Raw genomic sequence first — 22,791 nt, 5'->3', positions numbered from 1 at the left:
CCCTGTCAAGTCACAAAAAAAGGCGGATCATGAATTAACAAAATCCGCCTTGTAGTTTTAGGGGTTCTTTACCATTCGAAACGTTCAATACCTTCGAAAGTTAATTCACTGCCATCGGAGAAAGTGATTGTACCGGAGGCATCATCTGAAAGTTCGATATATCCATCGGCCTGTTCTTCGACAGAACCATTTTCCAGATCCAGTGACCATTCGTGTTCGGCAACTGAACTCCCATCTTCATTTTCAAGATAGACGGTGTCCATCCAACCTTCAGCTCCGCTATCACCGCCATGAACAACATCATCGCCGGACCCTTCACCGAAATAGAACAAATCATCGCCTTCACCGCCGATCATGGTGTCGTTACCAGCCCCACCATAGAAGGTGTCGTTACCGGCGCCACCGTCCAGCGTATTGCTGCTCCAATCGTTGCCGGCATCCAGAACATCATTGCCATCTCCGCCGGATATGTCGTCAGAACCACGACCGCCAAACAAGGTGTCGTTGCCGGCACCGCCATCGATATCGTCATTGCCCCAATCGGTACTGTTGCGATCATCGCCATAGATGGTGTCGTTTCCGCTCCCACCAACCAGCTTATCGTCGCCCCCATCGCCCATCAGGGTGTCGGCGCCGGATCCACCGACCAATTCGTCGTTACCAGATCCACCTTCAAGAGTATCGTCGCCAGACCCTCCATGCAGGGTATCGGTTCCAGAGTCTCCGGTCAGTTGGTCATCACCGGACCCACCGACAAGGAAGTCATCACCGGACCCGCCATCCAGAACGTCGTTACCACCTTCGCCGTAAATTTCATCGTTGCCGGACCCGCCGTCTAATGTGTCGTTACCGTCTGTGTTATTATCTGTCGCAGCATCAAGGTTATCGCCGTTGTCGCCGTACATTACATCATTGCCGGACCCACCATAAACGCGGTCATTACCAGATCCACCGGACATAAGATCGTCGCCATAGTTGTCGTTGGCATCACCAACCCGGTCATCGCCTCCCTTGCCTTCGTACATTTCTTTACCGTTGGTTTTCCAGTCTTTGCTGTGGGCATCCATGTCATCATCTTTGCCTCCGCCGGAGTTTTTGGTGAAGGCTTTCTTCCCGCCCATATCATCTTTTGCCTCATCAAATTCACGATAGGCACTGTTATCGGTATTTTCATTTTCAGCTTCGATATTTGATTGTGGTACTTCAGGTTCCACAACAACAGGCTCTTCAGGCGCTTCTGTTTCATGGGCTTCGATATTTGCGCTTACGCTTGTTGTTGCCGTATCAGAACCTTCACTGGCAGTAACAGAAGCCGACAAATTGAATTCACCATGATTTTCCGGCAAGCGAAGGACGACATCTCCCAGATTATCAGCCGAGATATTTGCCGATCCGGCGGTGATGGTAACTTCCTGTCCGTCAACCAGTAAGACAGCGCCTTCAGGAATATCACTAAGTGTTACATCCGAAAGGGTTTCTGAACCGTCTGTATCCGTTAATTCGGCACTTAGGTTTACAGGATAATCGACAAATGTTTCACCCGGATCATCCGGCAATGTCTGTGTTGCATCGATGTTATCCAGATACATTCCCCGGCCATAATCCTGTGCATCACCGACACTGACGAATTCGATGGTCATCGGCTCACCTGTTCCGGTAAAGCTGAAGGACCCATCCTGCCAGTTGTTGTCAGACCCATTGGAATTGTCGTGGCTGAACTCCGCAACCGTCTGACCGTTGATGCGGACTTCAATAGCATTAACGTTGTCATCAAAACCCGGACGACCAGAATAATCAAACTCAATATTGTAAGTTGCGTCTTCTACCGTATCAATGGTCCGGTTGATGCTGGTGGCATCATCATAATGGTTACGAGCATCGTCATTTAATTCAACATATGCGCCCTCACCTGAATAATCATTGTTATAACGGGATTGGTTCCAGACTTCGATGGAGTCGGAATTAGTATCCCAGCCATCGACTGCGCTGGAATGGAATCCGCTGCTGGCTTCACCAAAGCTTGTTGAGAATACAGTTGTTGTTTCACCTGCTTCGGCCCCAAGGATGATCGTGCTGGGCTCACCGATTTCAAGATCAAGTGAGGGGGCATCAGCCTCATCAGGGGCGGCTACGGTCGTTCTGGCTGTTGATGTCGCACTGTCATCTCCATCAGTTGATGTAACTGATGCGGATAGATCAAACTCGCTATGACCTTCGGGCAGGCGCAGCACAACGTTTGCCAGATCGTCAGGCGAGATTGTTACAGAACCCTCTGAAACACTGACTTCTTCACCGTTTACATACAAGGTTGCGTTATCCGGGATATCATTCAACGTAATATCAGACATAGTTTCAGAACCGTCTGTGTCTGTCAGTTCTGCACTTAAATCCAGTGGGTAATCAATAAATGTTTGATCGGGATCATCCGGCAATGTTTGTGTTGCATCAATGTTATCCAGATACATCCCCCGGCCATAATCTTGGGCATCACCGACACTGACAAATTCGATGGTCATCGGCTCGCCTGTTCCGGTAAAGCTGAAGGACCCATCCTGCCAATTGGTATCTGACCCATTAGAATTATCATGGCTGAATTCGGCAACGGTTTGACCGTTGATACGGACTTCAATGGCATTAACGTTGTCATCAAAACCCGGGCGACCAGAATAATCAAACTCAATGTTGTAGGTTGCGTCTTCGACCGTATCAATGGTCCGGTTGATGCTGGTTGCATCATCATAATGGTCACGAGCATCGTCATTTAATTCAACATATGCACCGTCACCGGAATAATCGCTATGATCCTGATCATCATTCCAAACCTCAATAGCATCGGAATCAGTCCCCCACCCATCAACTTGACCGGTTTGGAAGCCGTTTTCCGTATTTCCAAAGCTGGTGGAAAAGACCGTTGTGGTTTCCCCCTGTGTGCCAGGTATTATCACTGCGGAAGGTTCGCCAATGGTAATGGATAGCTCAGGTGCATCTGCAACCGCTGCGACCTCGATGGTGCCGGCGGCGGCTGTGGTGGTGGTGCCATCAGAGACATCATAGCTCAGATCAATGGAGCCGTTGAAATCCGCTGCGGGTTCAAACGTCCATGTGCCATTGCCATTATCGGTCAAGCTGCCACCATCGGCTGCGAGGTTCTGAACGGACAGGGTGTCGCCATCGACATCACTAGCATTCGCCAGCAACTGATCTTCAGAAATGGTGATGGAACCATCTTCGTTCATGGTGAAGGATGTATCTTCGGACACGACCGCCGCATCATTGATGGCTGCGACCTCGATGGTGCCGCCGGCGGCTGTTGTTGTGGTGCCGTCAGAGACATCATAAGACAGATCGATGGATCCGTTGAAATCGGCTGCGGGTTCAAAGGTCCAGGTGCCATCGCCATTATCGGTCAAGCTGCCACCATCGGCTGCGAGGTTCTGAACGGACAGGGTGTCGCCATCGACATCTGATGCGTTTGCCAGCAACTGATCTTTGGAAATGGTGATGGTGCCATCTTCGTTCATAGCAAACGATGTGTCTTCGGACACGACCGCCGCATCATTGATGGCTGCGACCTCGATGGTGCCGCCGGCGGCTGTGGTGGTGGTGCCGTCTGAGACATCATAAGACAGATCGATGGATCCGTTGAAATCCGCTGCGGGTTCAAAGGTCCAGGTGCCATCGCCATTATCGGTCAAGCTGCCGCCATCGGCTGCGAGGTTCTGCACAGACAGAGTATCACCATCCACATCGGAGGCATTCGCCAGCAACTGATCTTCAGAAATGGTGATGGAACCATCTTCGTTCATGGTGAAGGATGTATCTTCAGACACGACCGCCGCATCATTGACCGCTGCGACCTCGATGGTGCCGCCCGCGGCTGTGGTGGTGGTGCCGTCTGAGACATCATAAGACAGATCGATGGATCCGTTGAAATCCGCAGCGGGTTCAAACGTCCATGTGCCATTGCCATTATCGGTGAGGGTCCCGCCATCGACAGACAGGTTCTGCACAGACAGAGTATCACCATCCACATCGGAGGCATTCGCCAGCAACTGATCTTCAGAAATGGTGATGGAACCATCTTCGTTCATGGTGAAGGATGTATCTTCGGACACGACCGCCGCATCATTGACCGCTGCGACCTCGATGGTGCCGCCGGCGGCTGTGGTGGTGGTGCCGTCTGAGACATCATAAGACAGATCGATGGATCCGTTGAAATCGGCTGCGGGTTCAAAGGTCCAGGTGCCATTGCCATTATCGGTCAAGCTGCCACCATCGGCTGCGAGGTTCTGCACAGACAGAGTATCACCATCCACATCGGAGGCATTCGCCAGCAACTGATCTTCAGAAATGGTGATGGAACCATCTTCGTTCATGGTGAAGGATGTATCTTCAGACACGACCGCCGCATCATTGATGGCTGCGACCTCGATGGTGCCGCCCGCGGCTGTGGTGGTGGTGCCGTCTGAGACATCATAAGACAGATCGATGGATCCGTTGAAATCCGCAGCGGGTTCAAACGTCCATGTGCCATTGCCATTATCGGTGAGGGTCCCGCCATCGACAGACAGGTTCTGCACAGACAGAGTATCACCATCCACATCGGAGGCATTCGCCAGCAACTGATCTTCAGAAATGGTGATGGAACCATCTTCGTTCATGGTGAAGGATGTATCTTCGGACACGACCGCCGCATCATTGACCGCTGCGACCTCGATGGTGCCGCCGGCGGCTGTGGTGGTGGTGCCGTCTGAGACATCATAAGACAGATCGATGGATCCGTTGAAATCCGCTGCGGGTTCAAACGTCCATGTGCCATTGCCATTATCGGTGAGGGTCCCGCCATCGGCTGCGAGGTTCTGCACAGACAGAGTATCACCATCCACATCGGAGGCATTCGCCAGCAACTGATCTTCAGAAATGGTGATGGAACCATCTTCGTTCATGGTGAAGGATGTATCTTCAGACACGACCGCCGCATCATTGACCGCTGCGACCTCGATGGTGCCGCCCGCGGCTGTGGTGGTGGTGCCGTCTGAGACATCATAAGACAGATCGATGGATCCGTTGAAATCCGCAGCGGGTTCAAACGTCCATGTGCCATTGCCATTATCGGTGAGGGTCCCGCCATCGACAGACAGGTTCTGCACAGACAGAGTATCACCATCCACATCGGAGGCATTCGCCAGCAACTGATCTTCAGAAATGGTGATGGAACCATCTTCGTTCATGGTGAAGGATGTATCTTCGGACACGACCGCCGCATCATTGACCGCTGCGACCTCGATGGTGCCGCCGGCGGCTGTGGTGGTGGTGCCGTCTGAGACATCATAAGACAGATCGATGGATCCGTTGAAATCGGCTGCGGGTTCAAAGGTCCAGGTGCCATTGCCATTATCGGTCAAGCTGCCACCATCGGCTGCGAGGTTCTGCACAGACAGAGTATCACCATCCACATCGGAGGCATTCGCCAGCAACTGATCTTCAGAAATGGTGATGGAACCATCTTCGTTCATGGTGAAGGATGTATCTTCAGACACGACCGCCGCATCATTGATGGCTGCGACCTCGATGGTGCCGCCGGCGGCTGTGGTGGTGGTGCCGTCTGAGACATCATAAGACAGATCGATGGATCCGTTGAAATCCGCAGCGGGTTCAAACGTCCATGTGCCATTGCCATTATCGGTGAGGGTCCCGCCATCGACAGACAGGTTCTGCACAGACAGAGTATCACCATCCACATCGGAGGCATTCGCCAGCAACTGATCTTCAGAAATGGTGATGGAACCATCTTCGTTCATGGTGAAGGATGTATCTTCGGACACGACCGCCGCATCATTGACCGCTGCGACCTCGATGGTGCCGCCGGCGGCTGTGGTGGTGGTGCCGTCTGAGACATCATAAGACAGATCGATGGATCCGTTGAAATCCGCTGCGGGTTCAAACGTCCATGTGCCATTGCCATTATCGGTGAGGGTCCCGCCATCGGCTGCGAGGTTCTGCACAGACAGAGTATCACCATCCACATCGGAGGCATTCGCCAGCAACTGATCTTCAGAAATGGTGATGGAACCATCTTCGTTCATGGTGAAGGATGTATCTTCAGACACGACCGCCGCATCATTGATGGCTGCGACCTCGATGGTGCCGCCGGCGGCTGTGGTGGTGGTGCCGTCTGAGACATCATAAGACAGATCGATGGATCCGTTGAAATCCGCTGCGGGTTCAAAGGTCCAGGTGCCATCGCCATTATCGGTGAGGGTGCCGCCATCGGCCGACAGGTTTTGAACGGACAGGGTATCGCCATCGACATCTGATGCGTTTGCCAGCAACTGATCTTCGGAAATGGTGATGGTGCCATCTTCGTTCATAGCAAACGATGTGTCTTCGGACACGACCGCCGCATCATTGATGGCTGCGACCTCGATGGTGCCGGCGGCGGTTGTGGTGGTGGTGCCGTCAGAGACATCATAAGACAGATCGATGGATCCGTTGAAATCGGCTGCGGGTTCAAACGTCCATGTGCCATCGCCATTATCGGTGAGGCTGCCACCATCGGCTGCGAGGTTCTGCACAGACAGAGTATCACCATCCACATCGGAGGCATTCGCCAGCAACTGATCTTCAGAAATGGTGATGGTGCCATCTTCGTTCATAGCAAACGATGTGTCTTCGGACACGACCGCGGCGTCATTGACCGCTGCGACCTCGATGGTGCCGCCGGCGGCTGTGGTGGTGGTGCCGTCAGAGACATCATAAGACAGATCGATGGATCCGTTGAAATCCGCTGCGGGTTCAAAGGTCCAGGTGCCATCGCCATTATCGGTCAAGCTGCCACCATCGGCTGCGAGGTTCTGAACGGACAGGGTGTCGCCATCGACATCACTAGCATTCGCCAGCAACTGATCTTCAGAAATGGTGATGGAACCATCTTCGTTCATGGTGAAGGATGTATCTTCGGACACGACCGCCGCATCATTGATGGCTGCGACCTCGATGGTGCCGCCGGCGGCTGTGGTTGTGGTGCCGTCAGAGACATCATAAGACAGATCGATGGATCCGTTGAAATCGGCTGCGGGTTCAAAGGTCCAGGTGCCATCGCCATTATCGGTCAAGCTGCCACCATCGGCTGCGAGGTTCTGAACGGACAGGGTGTCGCCATCGACATCTGATGCGTTTGCCAGCAACTGATCTTTGGAAATGGTGATGGTGCCATCTTCGTTCATAGCAAACGATGTGTCTTCGGACACGACCGCCGCATCATTGATGGCTGCGACCTCGATGGTGCCGCCGGCGGCTGTGGTGGTGGTGCCGTCTGAGACATCATAAGACAGATCGATGGATCCGTTGAAATCCGCTGCGGGTTCAAAGGTCCAGGTGCCATCGCCATTATCGGTCAAGCTGCCGCCATCGACAGACAGGTTCTGCACAGACAGAGTATCACCATCCACATCGGAGGCATTCGCCAGCAACTGATCTTCAGAAATGGTGATGGAACCATCTTCGTTCATGGTGAAGGATGTATCTTCGGACACGACCGCCGCATCATTGATGGCTGCGACCTCGATGGTGCCGCCGGCGGCTGTGGTGGTGGTGCCGTCTGAGACATCATAAGACAGATCGATGGATCCGTTGAAATCGGCTGCGGGTTCAAAGGTCCAGGTGCCATCGCCATTATCGGTCAAGCTGCCGCCATCGACAGACAGGTTCTGCACAGACAGAGTATCACCATCCACATCGGAGGCATTCGCCAGCAACTGATCTTCAGAAATGGTGATGGAACCATCTTCGTTCATGGTGAAGGATGTATCTTCGGACACGACCGCCGCATCATTGATGGCTGCGACCTCGATGGTGCCGCCGGCGGCTGTGGTGGTGGTGCCATCAGAGACATCATAAGACAGATCGATGGATCCGTTGAAATCCGCTGCGGGTTCAAACGTCCATGTGCCATTGCCATTATCGGTCAAGCTGCCACCATCGGCTGCGAGGTTCTGAACGGACAGGGTGTCGCCATCGACATCACTAGCATTCGCCAGCAACTGATCTTCAGAAATGGTGATGGAACCATCTTCGTTCATGGTGAAGGATGTATCTTCGGACACGACCGCGGCGTCATTGACCGCTGCGACCTCGATGGTGCCTTCAACAGTTGTTGAGCTTTCACCATCTGTTACTTTGTATGTCAGGTTTATGTCGCCGTTAAAATCGGCGTTGGGTTCAAACGTCCAGGTGCCATCGCCGTTATCGGTGAGTTTGCCGCCATCCATTTGCAAGTCGAAAGCTGTCAGTTGGTCACCGTCCGCATCTGTGACATTTTCGAGAAGGTCGGCTTGGGTAATGGTTAGGGTGCCATCTTCATTGACTTCGAGGGAGGCATCTTCTGTTGCAACAGGTGCGCTGTTTTGATCTGGTTCTTCATCGATGGGGCCTTTGCCGTTTTCTATATTTAAAACGATATCGATTTCAAGCTGAATATTAACCGTTGTTTGTTGCGGGTTAACAGCAAGGTAAATTTCACCGGCATTGGAAGAATTGATAATGATAGAACCATCTTCTTGAATGTAGCCAGCAGAAGATTCAACGCCTTGGGGGAGGTTGCGCAGGATAATCTGTTTATTATCGTCGTCAGCATATTTGGAGAGATCAAGAGAAAGTAGTCCAAACTTTCCGGCTTGGGCGGCAGAACTCAGGTCTTCTGAGGGGATATTGACCTTTAGATGTTGAATGTTGTTTGTTTCGTCTTGTTCTAAGAGGCGACTACCTGTTGAGATGCTTTGTTCGCCAGGGGCTTGAGATTTATCGCTTGCAATATGGGTGGCTTGCAGGGTCAGGTCACTTTCCTGTTCAATCTCGAAATTGTTAATGACAACGACTTTATCGGACAAACCTTGATCGTTTGCGCCGGTGTCGAGATCGAACATTTCGATGCTGCTTTTGGTACCCTGATTCTGTTCCATAATATTTCCCCTTGGCGCAAACGCTGGATTCGGGCGTTTGTGGCTTTTGAAAAGTAAACTAGAAGTTGCTTTATCCTAGCATGGCGAAGTTGATGTGATTCGGAGTTTCAATAGATGTGTGCAAATAAGATTAATCAATAACTTTAAAAATAAGAAAAAATATAAAGGTATTAAGGGTATTTACGTATATATACGGGAGGTTACGTATAACCTTATGGATAGTCGTTACAATTTATTAACTAACGAATCCTACACTGTGGATAAAGTCTAGAAGAACTAGATGTTTTTCTCTTCGGTAAATATTTGAAAAAGTAATGAAATAGTCCTATGGCTGGTAAAAAAGCACAGAATCGATTTGTAAGACCGATGCGTCGCGTAATGCTGAGCCGCTTGGATGTGCTTTTATCGTCGTTTGCTGTAAATTTGTTAACATTGGCTCTACCATTAGTAGTGCTTCAGGTGTATGACAGGATTATACCCAGCAGTTCAACAGACACGTTTACCTTTATGGTTTTGGGGTTGGTTAGCGTTGTTTTGTTGGATGGAAGTCTACGGTTTTTAAGAACATATACGATCACGTGGGCGGGAACCCGTTTTGAACATGCTGCGTCTGTGCGCGCATGTGAATCTTTTTTAAGTTCAGAAATTCAAGATTTTGAAACAACACCACCCGGTGTGCAAATGGAGCGTTTTTCAGCGATTGAGGCGCTGCGTGATCATCAGTCGGGACAGGGACTAATTAGTTTTACGGAATTACCGTTTGCGGTGATTTTTGTGGCTTTGATTGCGCTTATTGGGGGGCCCTTGGTGATTGCGCCGATTGCCGTCTGTGTCATTGCTGCGATTTTTGCCATTTGGCTGGGTTATAGTCTTGATAAAATTATTAGGACAAGAAATGAGTTGGATGATGATCGTTATAACTTCATTTTTCAGGTTCTAAACGGCATCCATTCCGTAAAAGGATTAGGAATGGAAGGTTTAATGTGCCGTCATTACCAGCATTTACATGCACCAGTTGCCCTGATTATGGAAAAAATGGTGTTTTATTCCTCCCTTGGTCAATCTGTCGGCGCGATTTTAAGTAACTTCGCGATGGTATCGGTTGCCTTGTTGGGGAGTGTATTTGTTATTGAAGGAAGCCTGACTGGCGGGTCCTTAATGGCATGTACTTTGTTAGGTGGGCGTGCAATTCAGCCTTTGATCCGGATGATTGGCGTTTGGGTGCAATATCGATCCTTGAAGTTATCAAATGAGCGATTGAAAAGTCTGGGCGCAATTCGACAGGAAAACAAAGAACCTGTTCATGAAGAAAACACACCGCAAATCAAGGGCGATATTGTTTTTGAAAAGGCGACAATTTATCAAATCAATACGGGAATGCCGATTTTTAAAGATTTGAATTTGCATATTCGGGCCGGCGAAACGATCGCCATTTTGGGACAAGTGGGCGGGGGGAAGTCTTCTTTGCTCGAAGCGATTGCAGGCTTCATTCCTGTATTGGAAGGAAACCTTTATTATGATGGGGTTGATTCAAGACAGTTGAGTTATCGCAAGCTGCGTCAGCAAATGGGGTATGTGCGCCAAAACGCCCCGTTATTCAGAGGAACCTTGCGTGAGAATTTGACGAAATTTAGGGGACGTGATTATTTACCAGCCGCCCTTGATATCGCGGACAAATTGGGACTGAGCGAGATTGTAGCTGCGATGCCGAAAGGCTTGGATACGCCAGTGGGGGAGTCGGCATCGGAAGGCTTATCAGGGTCCGTTCAGCAAATGGTCAGTTTGACGCTTACATTTGCAGATAAGCCCCGTGTCCTTTTGTTAGATGAAGCCAATACGGCCTTGGATGGTGATGCCGATAGACGATTGCGTGAGTATCTGGAAACGTTGAAGGGGGAGACGACAATCCTGATGATTACGGAACGCCCCTCGCTTATTAATATCGCTGACCGGGTATTTGATGCGTCGCATGGCGTGGTGAAGCAAATTGAATGGGAAGGGTTTGGGGCAAAACCAAAACCAAGGCCTAATCCCTTGAAGCCCTCACGTCTGCCTGAAACGAAGGGGGCAGCATAATGGGACATGTCGTTTTACATCAGCCGCCGCCAGAAAATTTACCGCGTTTGTGGCGAAAGGCCTTGTTTAATTATACGGGAGCGGAAGAGCTAGAACCCGTTTTACAAGTCTTATTGTCTTTGCTTGAAGCAATTGATTGGAAAGGTTCGCCTCATCGTTTGATTGAGGCTATGCCCTATGATGCAGGGCAAATGACAATTTATGATTTGCGCGATATTTTGATGCGTTTGGGATTCAAAACCATTCGATTGAAAACACGACATGATAAATTGTCGTTAAGATTATGTCCTTGTGTCTTGTATGCGAAAGGACAGTATTATGTCGTGCGCGCAGACGGGCGGAAGATTATTGCCCATAATCCGGTTTCCAGTGAAGACAAACCTGTTCGAAATGTGCGGGGCGGTACATTTTATGTCATTGAAAAGATTGATCGGGAAAAAACGGACGATGTGGATCGGTCAGCCCTGTGGTTCAGAAATTTATTTCTGCAATTTCAGCCATTGATCGCGAAGTCTTTTATTGTCAGTTTTTTCATTAACCTGATGGCCTTGACAATCCCGCTGGCGGTCATGATGATTTATGATCAGGTGATTGCAAAAGAGTCCAAAGTTACCTTGCTGTACGTTGCCAGTGGGGTCGGGCTTGCCTTGGGGTTTGAGCTTTTGTTAAGGATCATGCGATCAAAGGAGCAAGCCTATATCGGGGCCCGTTTTGATTATTTGGTCAGCACGAAGGTTTTTGAGCAGATTTTGCATTTACCTCCGGTTTTCACCGAACGCGCTCCTGTCGGGGGGCAGGTTTCACGTATTCGCAGTTTTGAATCTTTGCGTGAAATATTTACAGGTTCGTTGGCCAATACGTTGTTGGATTTACCGTTTGTTCTTTTGTTTGTGGCGGTAATTGGTTTTATTGCTGGCCCTATGGTGGCTGTCCCAATGGTGCTGGCGACCATATATGCCATCTTGGCTGCGGTTATTATGCCGGAAATACGGGCACGATCCAAAGTGTCGGCAGAGGTTCGTTCTTCGCGTTATACATTTTTGGTCGAGATGCTCTGGCAAATGCGTCAAGTGAAACAAAGATGCAGTGAAGAACGTTGGCTTAAGCGGTTTCGAGAATTATCAGGTGATGCTGCATGGACCAATATGCAAGTGACCCGCTTGCAGGGGAATGTGCAAAATATTGCACAAAGCCTGATGATGGCTGCAGGCGTTGCGACGCTTGTTTTTGGTGTGTATGGAGTCATGAATGGCGTCATCAGTTTGGGTGCATTAGTGGCAACGATGATGTTGGTCTGGCGCATTTTGTCGCCATTACAAGCTTTGTTCAATGTGTCCAACCGGATCGAGCAAATGCAAAATGGTGTACGTCAACTGAAAAGCATTTTGCGTTTTGCACCGGAACAGGAACCCGGGGACACACCGCATGCAAATGTTGTTTATCAAGGTGCAATTGAATTTAGTCGTGTGAGTATGCGCTATAAATCGGATGCCAATCCCGCCATGTTGGGCGTAAGTTTTAAGGTACAGCCCGGTGAAATGATCGCGGTTACGGGGCATTCCGGTTCCGGTAAAACGACCTTGGCGAAATTAATTTTGGGTCTTTATCGACCACAAGCCGGGTCGGTTACATTAGATGGGGTTGATATTCGCCAGTTGCGCCCGATTACCTTGCGCCAAACATTGGCTTATGTACCGCAAAGTAATCATGTTTTCCCTGGAAATATATATGAAAACCTGACGTTAGCCGATCCGACAGCAAGTTTTGCACAAGTGCGTAAAGCCTGTCGACAAGCCGGTATTCTCGATACAATCGAAGCTTTGCCCCGTGGGTTCGAGACTGAATTTAAAGAGGGATTGCAGACTCAAATTCCGCAAAGTTTCCTGCGCAAAATTGCCTTGGGCCGTGCTTTCTTGCGAAAAGCACCTGTTCTGATTTTGGATGAACCTGCTGGATCTATGGATGAAAAGGATGAGGCTGTCTTTATTGAAGCCTTGAAACGGGTGCGGGGGAAGCAAACGATTATTATGATTACTCAGCGCCCCAGCCATATGCGCATGTGTGATCGGCTGTTAGTGCTGAAAGAAGGGCAAATCGATATGATTGGTAACCCGGAGGAGGTCTTGGCAAAAATGTTTGCAAAACCTAAACCTAATCCGAAGCCACAAGGAACAGCAGCATGAGTAATTCATCTGAAAATGGCGTACAGGATATGCTGTCCAAAACACGTACGATGCCGCGTGAACAGCTCAAGCTTTTATCTCATGAAGCGATGTTGGAAGAATCTGGTCCATCGCGGGCGGCATCGACCCTTATTGTCTTGATTACATCAATGTTGTTTGTGGCATTTGTCTGGGCCAATTATGTGGATATTAAAACGTCAGCAACGACGTTAGGAACTGTTATCCCATCCGGTGATAAACGTGTCGTGCAGCATTTGGAAGGCGGGATCGTCAAATCCATTTTGGTTCGTAATGGCGATATCGTTGAAAAGGGACAGTCCCTGCTGCAATTTGAACCGACTTTGCGCACGGCGGAACTCAATCAGATCCGCGCGCGTGAGGCGGCCTTGTCGATTAAAAAGCAGCGCTTGCGTGCTTTCATTGATGGAACGATGCCGGATTATAGTGCTTTTGAAAAAGAATATCCGGGATTGGTGGAAGAAAGTAATTTCAACCTGAATGGGATACGGGCACGTATCGAAGGGGAGAAAACGGTTTTAAATTCCCAAATTGCCCAGCAAAGTAAGTCGGTTGAAAGTTTTGAAAAACAGATTGTCAGCCTGAGAAAACAGCAAAAATTGCTGAGTCAGTCTGTGACGATGCGTAAAAAATTGTTCGATTCCGGTCATGGTTCGCGGGTTAATTTGATTAATGCAGAACTGGATCTGGCAAAAAATAAAGGTTCAATTACGGAAGCTGAAGTTTCTAAGGAACAGGCGTTGGCAAGCATTGTTGAAACGGAAAACCAGATGCTGGAAATTGATGTGACTGAACGTGGCAAGGCATTGGATGAATTAGATAATGTTGGTGCGCAATTGGCTGAAGTACGAGAAAATATTGCGCGTCTTGAAGATAAGGTCACCCGGTTGGAACTTGTCAGTCCTGTAAGTGGTGTTGTCCATGCGTTGAAAGTAAATACACCAGGGGCGGTGGTTGAACCGGCACAGGTCGTGATGGAAATTATTCCCGCCGATGAAGATGTCTTGATTGAGAACAAGATATTACCGAGCGATATCGGGCATGTTGAAGTTGGACAGGAAACCACGGTGACGGTTACAGGGTTTGATGCCAGACGGTATGGCACCATGAAAGGTAAATTGATTAATATGTCGCCCACCACATTCATGGATGAAAAAGGCAACCCGTTTTTTCGGGGCCATATTCAGTTGAATGAAGAACACCTGACTGCGAATGGTATAAAACATAAAATTGTCCCCGGTATGACGGTTCAGGCCAATATTATTACAGGCGAGCAAACCTTGCTTGAGTATCTGACAAGACCAGTTTACGTGTCTTTATTGAATGCATTTAGAGAGCGATAAGTCTATGTATGTTATTGCATCTGTTTTCATGGAGAAAAATTAAGTGTTTGGTTGGTTAAAAGGCAAACGTGATAAGCGTCCCTCTTATGAGGAGGCGAAAGAAATTGCGAAAAGCGATGATGTTGATGCGCGTCGTGACCTCGCTGCCTTAACCGATCTGGAACCGGAACTGTTATATTTTTTCGCAACCGATAAAAACCCGAAAGTCCGCCAAGCGGTGGCTGAAAACAAGTCTGCTCCGGTTCAGGCCAAAGTTGTTCTGTGTAAAGATGAAGATAAAGCGGTTCGTGCAAAACTGGCGTCCCGGATTGCCGAACTTACACCTGCGCTGGATCAGGATGCGTCATCACGCGCCTCTCAAATGGTGATTGAGGTTTTGGAAGGGTTGGCTACGGATCAACTCTCTGAAATTCGTGCAATTTTGACCGAAGAAATCAAGCATATGGAAAGTATCCCGAAACATACGGTGTCTAAATTGGCCCGCGATATGGATGCAACGGTTTCTTCGCCTATGTTGCAATTCTCTCCTTTATTGGAAGAGAAAGAACTGATCGAGATTATTTCCGACAGTATTCAAGATGATGCCTTGACGGCAATTGCAAAACGCAAAGGATTGGGAGAACACGTCGCACATGCTGTTGCAGAAACAGAAAGCGACCAAGCTGTACAGGCGTTGTTGGAGAACAATTCAGCTCAACTTTCGGATAACACTTTGACGTTTATCTCTGAAAAAGCGGTAGATCATCAAAGTTGGCATAACCCGCTGGTTAACCGGGACGAATTACCAGAACAAGCTGTTAAAAATATTGCAGAATATGTGACCACCAGTCTGGTTAATCAGATGATTGAGAAACATAATTTGCCCAATAATGTTGTTATGGATTTACGACGTACGGTCTTTAACCGCATGAATAAGGTGCGTAGCCGATATACGGAACATTTTTCAAACAGCCGTGTTTTATTGGCGGAAGAAAATGATGAAATGCGCCGTCGTCTTGAAAACTCTTTAACGGAACTTGGCTTTATTGATATACGCAGTGTCGGCAACGGTGAGACGGCTTTGCGTGTTTTTGAGGCAGAACGGACTCCTGTCAAATTGATGATTTGTTCGGATAACCTGCCGGATATGGAAGGGCAGGAAATTCTGGAAGAAGTACGTGATCTGGATGAGGGATTACCCTTTATGTTGCTTTCACAAAAAAATGACGAGGCCTCCATTATGGAAGCCAAACGTTATGGTGTGAATGAATATGTCCTTATGCCTTATAGCGAACGTGATTTAATCAAACGTATTGAAAATATTTATCGCAAAATTTCAGGGTGATTACCTTTATTTTTGTGCGTTGGGTGTGAATAGACGTTCTCCATTTATTTTAAAGTTGCCAATAAGTTTTTGTCCTTTGTCTGAAACCAGCCAGTCAATGAAAATTTGGCTGTCTTGTGATTTCACATGAGGAAAACGGTTTTTATTGATGGCAATCACACCATAAGGATTAAGTAACTCATCGCCGCCTTCGCATAAAATGAGGAGCTTGCGCTTGTTTTTAAACGCCAGCCATGTTCCCCGATCGCTCAGCGTATAGCCATCCATACCAGCGGCAATGTTAAGTGCCGCGCCCATGCCGGAACCTGTACTGCGATACCAGCTTCCATAAAGTTGCTCCGGCGTAATTTGTGCAGCTTTCCAGATGGATAGTTCCCGCTTATGTGTGCCGCTGTTATCCCCGCGTGAGACAAAAACCTGTTTGTTTTGACGAATGTCTAACAAAGCTTGCATCGGTGATGTGCAGTTTTTGATATGTGCTGGGTCGTTATCAGGCCCGACAAGGATGAAATCGTTATACATGATATCGTAACGTTTGTTCCCATATCCATCCGCGACAAATTTTTCTTCAGAAGGGCGATGGTGAACGAAAAGTATATCTGCATCGCCTTTACGTGCGATGCGTATGGCTTGTCCTGTGCCGACAGCAATGACGCGGACTTCAATCCCCGTTTCTTTTGTAAACTTGGGGAGCAAATAAGAAAACAGACCAGAATTCGCAGTGGATGTTGTCGAGGCAACCGTAATGAAACGTTGTTCAGCCGCCTGTACCGTGTGACTTAGACCAAATAAAAGAGTAAGTACAACAAGGATGGAGGGAAACTTTTTCATCATATTCCAATCATTTCTTTTAGAAGGATCGACTAAGAGTATGTGAAAGGTAGAGTTGGAATCAATCGACTTTTTATTTGTGGGGTTTTCTCGTTTCCTCATCTCAGGAAAAAGTGTATAGCTATCGTCATGGATTTAATTACTGATACAGAAACGCTTGTGGCGTTTTGCGACAGGTTGGCGGCGGAACGTTTCGTCACGGTCGATACGGAATTTATGCGGGAAAAAACCTACTGGCCGACGCTTTGTCTGGTACAGCTGGGGGGCAGTGATGAGGCCTGTTGTGTCGATGTTTTGGCTGACGGGATCGACTTGCAACCTTTGTTTGACCTGATGGCGAATGAAAATGTGCTGAAGGTGTTTCATGCCGCTCGCCAAGATGTTGAAATTTTTGTCAAGGCAACAGGTGCAACACCGACACCTATGTTTGATACTCAAGTTGCAGCCATGGTTTGCGGATTTGGGGAATCGGTTGGTTATGAAACGCTGGTGAATAATATTTGTAAGAAAAATCTGGATAAGGGATCGCGCTTCACGGATTGGAGCAAGCGGCCTTTGACAGAGCGTCAGATCAAATATGCCTTGGGTGATGTTACGTATTTGCGCGATATCTACGTCTTTTTGCGTGACAAGCTGGAAGAAAACAATCGGGCTGGCTGGCTGGATGAAGAAATGACGGCCCTGACGAGCCCGGAGACTTATATCGTTGATCCGCAAACAGCATGGAAACGATTAAAGGCACGTACGAAAAGCACAAAAGTTTTGGCGGTTTTACAGGCTGTTGCAGCATGGCGTGAACATGAAGCACAACGCAAAAATATGCCGCGTAACCGTGTCATTCGTGATGACACCTTAATTGATATCGCCCATCAATCGCCCAAAGATGCTGCGGCCTTGGAACGAGTGCGCGGGATGAATAAATCCATCGCAAACGGACGTTACGGCAACGAGATGCTGGAAGCCATTCAACAGGCGTTGAGTTTGGCCCCGGAAGATCATCCGGCAGCACCGACAAAAAGGGATTTACCCAAGGGTTTGGGGCCGGTTGTTGATTTGTTAAAAGTGTTATTGAAATTCAAATCCGAACATAATGATGTGGCGCAAAAACTCATCGCCAATGCCGGTGACCTTGAACATCTTGCCGCTTATGGGGAAGAGGCGGACGTTCCGTGTTTACAGGGCTGGCGACGTGATCTTTTTGGGAAAGATGCGTTACGTTTGCGCGCAGGCGATTTGGCCTTGGCGGTAAAAGGGCGTTCTATTCGTGTGATTGATGTCGAAGATACTGAGGAAAGTTAAGCGGTTGTGCGTTTAGCCATGTTCCAGACGGCCGCTTAAGTTGAGATGCTTGGCAACGGTTTGAACGCGCCTGGCGACGGCTTCACCGATAAATATATCTTCGCCTTCGGGTAGGGATAAGATCAATTCACCACCGCGAATTTCAAGCCGTGTATCTTCCAGCAAATGTGGTGCACCACTGGCAAGTGTGTGTGCCAGTCGTAAGGCGGCACCGACTGTTTTAGTCCATGTTGCATCGTCACTGTCTAAAAACGTGCGCAACGGTTTGGCGATACGGGCGTTAAAATTGCCTTTATAACGACTGTAGACACAGGCCGCCATCAAGGCGCGATCGTGGTGGGAAAGCCCGGCGACAGGCAGGCGCAGAACACGCAAGAAACCATGATCTGCGCGATAGTCCGGGTGTTCTGCCCATGCAATATCGTGCAAGAGACAGGCGGCGTGACGCAAGTTTTTATGTTTATCGCTTTCATTTGCAAATAAAGGGGTCATCCAGTGGAAGACCTCTTCGCCTTGTTGACCGAACCGCCCCTCGCGTTCAACCAGATTGATACACGAACTGATTAAGGGGTCTTCTGCTTTCTGGTCATCATCAAGGGAAAGGAAAAATTGCCCTTCACGCATACTGTATCCTGAAAACACAAGACAGGATGGTTCGATTGTTTCGAGCACTTCTTGTAACAGGGCAATCGCAGCCGCCAGTGTCTCTTGGCGTTTTTTGGAGACATCGGGAACTTGCATGAATTCTTCCGGTGTCATTTGAACCAGTTCATCTAACAGCTTTAGGGCTTGATCAGCGGGTAGGGTAAAATTATCAATAACGTGCAAAGGATAATCAAGACGGTGCATAAACAAACGGGCAACTGCGCGTAACGACCCGCCGACAGCGTAAAACGGGCGGCCCTTCATTTGGGCTGTCCAAGTCAGGGGATGCAGATGTTCGCGAATGAAATCGCGCATTTTGGCAACCGTATTGCGTTTTTCATCCGGAATACGCAAATGCCCTAAAGGAGTTGTGTCATGTTGAGAAAATCGCCCATGGTCTAAGGCAACAAGGTCGAAACTTGCGCCCCCCATGTCCCCCAAAAGACCATCGGCATCTGGTAAACCGCTTAAAACACCAAAGGCGGCGAGTTTGGCTTCTTCTTCACCGCTTAGAACTTGCACCTCGGCATTAAACAGGTCTTTTATCTTTTGCACAAAATGGGGGCCGTCATGGGCTTCGCGCACAGCAGCGGTTGCCAGCAGGCTGACATTATCGACCTCCATGACCTCAACCAGTTTCATAAAACGATTGAGTGTTTCGAGTGCAAGGCTGACACCTTCGGGATTGAGGCATCCCGTTTGATCAATCCCCAAGCCTAGCTGGCATTGAACTTTTTCATTAAAAATGGGCAAGGGAATACGCGCTGGGCCGTGAAAGACTACCAGACGAACGGTATTGGACCCGATATCGACAATGGCGGTCAGGCTTCCTTTGCGTGCAGACCCGAATTGATGTGTCATAAAAGGCGTCTTCTTTTCTTAAATTTTAGTCCAGCATCAACTTTTTCAGGATGGTGCCTTTTTTCTTTAATGCCGATCCTCGCCCAGAAAGACTGGGGTTGGTCATGAAATATGTATGGCAGGAAAAACCATCATCCCCGGCAGGAACACGGCTGAAAGACCCATCAGCTTTCAAAACCCAGCTTTGTGCTTCATCTTTTAAATTTGCCACCATAATCTGATCTAGGATTTGGCGATGAACTGTGTCGGTTTCAATAGGAATGAGTGTTTCTACGCGGCGATCCAGGTTTCGCGGCATCCAATCCGCCGATGAAATGTAAATTTTTGCTTTTGGGTTTGGCAGTTTTCCACCATTACCAAAACAAACAATACGGGAATGTTCCAGAAAACGACCAACAATACTTTTGACACGAATATTGTCTGACAGGCCGGGAACACCAGGGCGCAGGCAGCAGATGCCGCGAATAACCAAATCGACCTGAACACCGGCTTGTGAAGCACGATAAAGTGCATCGATGATTTTGGGATCCACGATGGAGTTCATTTTTGCCCAGACATGACCGGGTTTACCCGATTGGGCGTTTTGGATTTCCTGATTAATTCCGCGAATGACCGTATCACGTAACGTCAGGGGAGAGTATTCCATTTTCTCCATCTTTTCCGGTTCTGCATAACCTGTCATGTAATTAAACAGTTTGGTTGCATCGCGACATAAGACGGGGTCACAAGAGAAGAAAGATAAATCAGTGTAAATTTTTGCTGTAATCGGGTGGTAGTTCCCGGTTCCAAGATGAACATAAGAACGAAGTTTTTCACCTTCACGGCGCACAACAAGATTGATCTTGGCATGGGTTTTTTTATCGACGAACCCATAGACCACTTGGGCCCCGGCACGTTCCAAATCGCGTGCCCAACGGATGTTGGCTTCTTCGTCAAAACGCGCTTTCAGTTCCACCATTGCGGTGACGGATTTTCCGGCTTCGGCAGCTTCCACCAAGGCTTTGATGATCGGGGAATTGTTGGAGGTCCGATAAAGTGTTTGCTTAATCGCAACAACATCGGGGTCGCGCGCTGCTTGTAAGACAAACTGAACAACCGCATCAAAGCTTTCATAAGGATGGTGAACAACAAAATCTTTCTTGCGAATGGCGGCAAAACAATCGCCGCCGAAATCCCGGATACGTTCAGGGAAACGCACGTTGTAGGGTTTGAATTGCAGGTCAGGACGTTCATCAACGATCAATTCCTTGGTATCCGCCAAGCCGAGCAATCCGTCCAAAACGAAGCAATCAGCAGGGTCAACGCCGAGTTCTTCAACTACCAAGTCACGTAATTCATCAGATAGTTCGGCATCCAGTGACATGCGGATAACAGACCCACGACGACGGCGTTTTAAGGCTGATTCGAAGGTGCGTACCAAATCTTCGGCTTCTTCGTCAATTTCCATCTCACTATCGCGAATGATTTTGAAAAGTCCTGATGATGCAACAGCGTAGTTGGGGAACAGATGGCGTTGAAAAAGGCGAATAACCTCTTCCATCGGCATGAAACGAATAGTTTTTCCATAATCGGGCAAACGCACGAAACGCGGCAACATTTGTGGCAAGGGAACAAGGGCTTTGAGGGCGCTTTGGTCAAGATCGGACTCCAAAGCAAACATCATGGCAAGTCCGAGGTTTGGAATGAAGGGGAAAGGGTGGGCCGGGTCAATTGCCAAGGGTGTCAGGGAAGGAAAAATCTGTTCGAGGAAATGTTCTTCCAGCCATGCAATGTCGCGTTTGGGAATATCCTGGCATTTTAAAACCTTGATACCTTCTTTCAAAAGTAACGCGCGCAGAGAGCGGTATTGTTCCTGCTGCCCCATAATCAGTTTATTCGCAGATTGATGGATTTGTTCGAGTTGTTGTGCCGGGCCGAGGCCATCATAACTCAGGTTTTTAATGCCTGCATGGACCTGACCGTTCAGGCCTGCAACCCGTACCATATAGAATTCGTCCAGGTTTGCAGCTGAAATAGATAAAAAGCGCAAACGTTCCAACAAGGGATGGCGAACGTTGTCTGATTCTTCTAAAACACGCGTGTTAAATGCAAGCCATGACAGTTCGCGGTTTATAAAACGTTCTGGGGAGTCCGGGGAAATGGCAGGGGCGGTTGGATTGGCCTGATTTTCTGTCGTCATGCGGCGAGACTCCCTATTATATTGAAAGATGAGGATGCAGAGCAAACGCGATAAATGCGATTTTATTTGCTGCACGTATCCGATTGGCTGGGGTGTAATCGAAAATTATGAAACTTTTATGATAACAGCTTATTATATATAAAATAAATCGCAGGAAAAGGTGGTAAATGAAGCATTTACTTTTATTCAGGCATGCAAAATCCAGTTGGGCGAATATGGACCTGTCAGATTTTGACCGGCCGTTGAATGAACGAGGGATACAGGCAGCGCAAAAAATGGCAAGATATTTGAGCGCGCATCTCCCTTTACCCGACGTTATCTTATGTTCCACCGCGCAACGCACCCGACAAACATTATCGGCGTTGTTGCAGGTATATGCACATCCTGTTGATATTGCCCTTCGGCGTTCTCTTTATCATGCTAGCGAAGATGTTCTCATTGATGAAATTGCCAAGGCCGGAATACACGATGTTTTGATGCTGGTTGGACATAATCCCGGACTGGAAATGTGCGCCCATGCTTTGTGCGGGGCAGGGGCTGAGCATTTACGCCTTGATATGGCAGCCAAATTTCCCACAGCCGCGTGCGCTCATTTAACCTTTGATATTTCTGATTGGGCAGAGATTAAGCAGACAAAAGGAAAATTGGCAGATTTTATAAAGCCTCGTACGCTGGACGTAGATTAATTTCGTCCAGTAAAGGCACGAATGGCGGTCAGGTAAAGTTTCGCTCGTGTTTCATCATCAAGATCTTCGAGGATTTGCGCTTTTGCTTTCCGTACTTTTTGGGCCGACTCGATTAAGGCTCTTCGTTCCGGTGTCATCTTTTTGGCAGCTTCGGCTTTGACTTGTGCAAGAAGGTCTTCGTTCTTAGCCAGTAGGTCATTCATCTTTTCGCCGCTGTTTTCCAATTTTTGAATGGCATCGTCCAAGGCAACACCCGAGAGGGTGCGCAAGTCACTTTCTTGAGAATGCTTGTCTTTTTCGTTGGCTTTACGGTTTTTTTTCTTATCCGCTTTACCCATTGCTTTGTTCAGCAAAATCTTTTGTAAGGACTCGAACATGGTGTCTTT

At 48.5% G+C, this 22,791-nt stretch carries 11 protein-coding genes; 6 read left to right on the top strand and 5 right to left on the bottom strand.

The features are described from left to right. Positions 1-68 precede the first annotated feature (68 nt). A complete protein-coding gene (locus ACI0FF_RS11935) occupies positions 69-8,960 on the bottom strand; it encodes a cadherin-like domain-containing protein (RefSeq protein ID WP_419797048.1) in 8,892 nt (2,963 codons plus the stop codon). Between the two features lie 327 nt (positions 8,961-9,287). Between ACI0FF_RS11935 and ACI0FF_RS11930 the strand changes: the two genes are divergently transcribed. Genes ACI0FF_RS11930 through ACI0FF_RS11915 form a run of 4 tightly spaced genes read left to right on the top strand, consistent with a single transcriptional unit; the run spans position 9,288 to position 15,904 of the window. After that, a complete protein-coding gene (locus tag ACI0FF_RS11930; protein WP_419797047.1) occupies positions 9,288-11,036 on the top strand; it encodes a peptidase domain-containing ABC transporter in 1,749 nt (582 codons plus the stop codon). Beyond that, positions 11,036-13,219: a peptidase domain-containing ABC transporter gene (locus ACI0FF_RS11925; RefSeq protein WP_419797046.1), complete on the top strand. Its 2,184-nt coding sequence runs from the start codon at positions 11,036-11,038 to the stop codon at positions 13,217-13,219. The genes ACI0FF_RS11930 and ACI0FF_RS11925 overlap by 1 nt, the downstream gene beginning before the upstream one ends. Then, entirely contained in the window at positions 13,216-14,580 is a 1,365-nt protein-coding gene (locus ACI0FF_RS11920; protein ID WP_419797045.1) for an HlyD family type I secretion periplasmic adaptor subunit, read from the top strand. Before ACI0FF_RS11925 ends, ACI0FF_RS11920 begins: the two co-directional genes overlap by 4 nt. A 43-nt stretch (positions 14,581-14,623) precedes the next feature. Then, on the top strand, positions 14,624-15,904 hold the full coding sequence (locus ACI0FF_RS11915) for a DUF2336 domain-containing protein (RefSeq protein WP_419797044.1): 1,281 nt from the start codon (positions 14,624-14,626) through the stop codon (positions 15,902-15,904). Between the two features lie 6 nt (positions 15,905-15,910). Here ACI0FF_RS11915 and ACI0FF_RS11910 read toward each other — a convergent pair whose 3' ends face one another. Next, on the bottom strand, positions 15,911-16,738 hold the full coding sequence (locus tag ACI0FF_RS11910; protein ID WP_419797043.1) for a substrate-binding domain-containing protein: 828 nt from the start codon (positions 16,736-16,738) through the stop codon (positions 15,911-15,913). 126 nt (positions 16,739-16,864) lie between these two features. Between ACI0FF_RS11910 and rnd the strand changes: the two genes are divergently transcribed. Further along, positions 16,865-18,034 carry a ribonuclease D gene (gene rnd / locus ACI0FF_RS11905; protein ID WP_419797042.1) on the top strand — a complete coding sequence of 390 codons (1,170 nt, stop codon included), beginning with the start codon at positions 16,865-16,867 and terminating at the stop codon, positions 18,032-18,034. 12 nt (positions 18,035-18,046) lie between these two features. Here rnd and ACI0FF_RS11900 read toward each other — a convergent pair whose 3' ends face one another. Both ACI0FF_RS11900 and ACI0FF_RS11895 read right to left on the bottom strand, forming a co-directional pair. Then, a complete protein-coding gene (locus ACI0FF_RS11900; RefSeq protein WP_419797041.1) occupies positions 18,047-19,540 on the bottom strand; it encodes a hypothetical protein in 1,494 nt (497 codons plus the stop codon). Between the two features lie 25 nt (positions 19,541-19,565). Beyond that, entirely contained in the window at positions 19,566-21,719 is a 2,154-nt protein-coding gene (locus tag ACI0FF_RS11895; protein WP_419797040.1) for an RNA degradosome polyphosphate kinase, read from the bottom strand. A gap of 167 nt (positions 21,720-21,886) precedes the next feature. Here ACI0FF_RS11895 and ACI0FF_RS11890 point away from each other — a divergent pair, with 167 nt between their 5' ends. Beyond that, positions 21,887-22,405 (top strand): SixA phosphatase family protein, encoded by a 519-nt coding sequence (locus tag ACI0FF_RS11890; protein ID WP_419797039.1) that lies wholly within the window; start codon positions 21,887-21,889, stop codon positions 22,403-22,405. Here the strand turns inward: ACI0FF_RS11890 and ACI0FF_RS11885 are convergent. Then, on the bottom strand, positions 22,402-22,782 hold the full coding sequence (locus ACI0FF_RS11885) for a hypothetical protein (RefSeq protein ID WP_419797038.1): 381 nt from the start codon (positions 22,780-22,782) through the stop codon (positions 22,402-22,404). The genes ACI0FF_RS11890 and ACI0FF_RS11885 overlap by 4 nt on opposite strands. Between the last annotated feature and the right edge of the window lie 9 nt (positions 22,783-22,791).

Source organism: Terasakiella sp. 4MB5A (genome assembly GCF_050058155.1).
Classification (GTDB): Bacteria; Pseudomonadota; Alphaproteobacteria; order Rhodospirillales; family Terasakiellaceae; genus Terasakiella; species Terasakiella halodenitrificans.
This window is presented reverse-complemented; position numbering and strand designations above follow the sequence as displayed.

What these genes read in the sequence shown, in the direction of transcription:
- ACI0FF_RS11890 (WP_419797039.1), top strand. Translation starts at nt 21,887, where the DNA reads ATGAAGCATTTACTTTTATTCAGGCATGCAAAATCCAGTTGGGCGAAT.
- rnd (WP_419797042.1), top strand. Translation starts at nt 16,865, where the DNA reads ATGGATTTAATTACTGATACAGAAACGCTTGTGGCGTTTTGCGACAGG.
- ACI0FF_RS11895 (WP_419797040.1), bottom strand. Translation starts at nt 21,719, where the DNA reads ATGACGACAGAAAATCAGGCCAATCCAACCGCCCCTGCCATTTCCCCG.
- ACI0FF_RS11930 (WP_419797047.1), top strand. Translation starts at nt 9,288, where the DNA reads ATGGCTGGTAAAAAAGCACAGAATCGATTTGTAAGACCGATGCGTCGC.
- ACI0FF_RS11910 (WP_419797043.1), bottom strand. Translation starts at nt 16,738, where the DNA reads ATGATGAAAAAGTTTCCCTCCATCCTTGTTGTACTTACTCTTTTATTT.
- ACI0FF_RS11935 (WP_419797048.1), bottom strand. Translation starts at nt 8,960, where the DNA reads ATGGAACAGAATCAGGGTACCAAAAGCAGCATCGAAATGTTCGATCTC.
- ACI0FF_RS11900 (WP_419797041.1), bottom strand. Translation starts at nt 19,540, where the DNA reads ATGACACATCAATTCGGGTCTGCACGCAAAGGAAGCCTGACCGCCATT.
- ACI0FF_RS11885 (WP_419797038.1), bottom strand. Translation starts at nt 22,782, where the DNA reads ATGTTCGAGTCCTTACAAAAGATTTTGCTGAACAAAGCAATGGGTAAA.
- ACI0FF_RS11920 (WP_419797045.1), top strand. Translation starts at nt 13,216, where the DNA reads ATGAGTAATTCATCTGAAAATGGCGTACAGGATATGCTGTCCAAAACA.
- ACI0FF_RS11925 (WP_419797046.1), top strand. Translation starts at nt 11,036, where the DNA reads ATGGGACATGTCGTTTTACATCAGCCGCCGCCAGAAAATTTACCGCGT.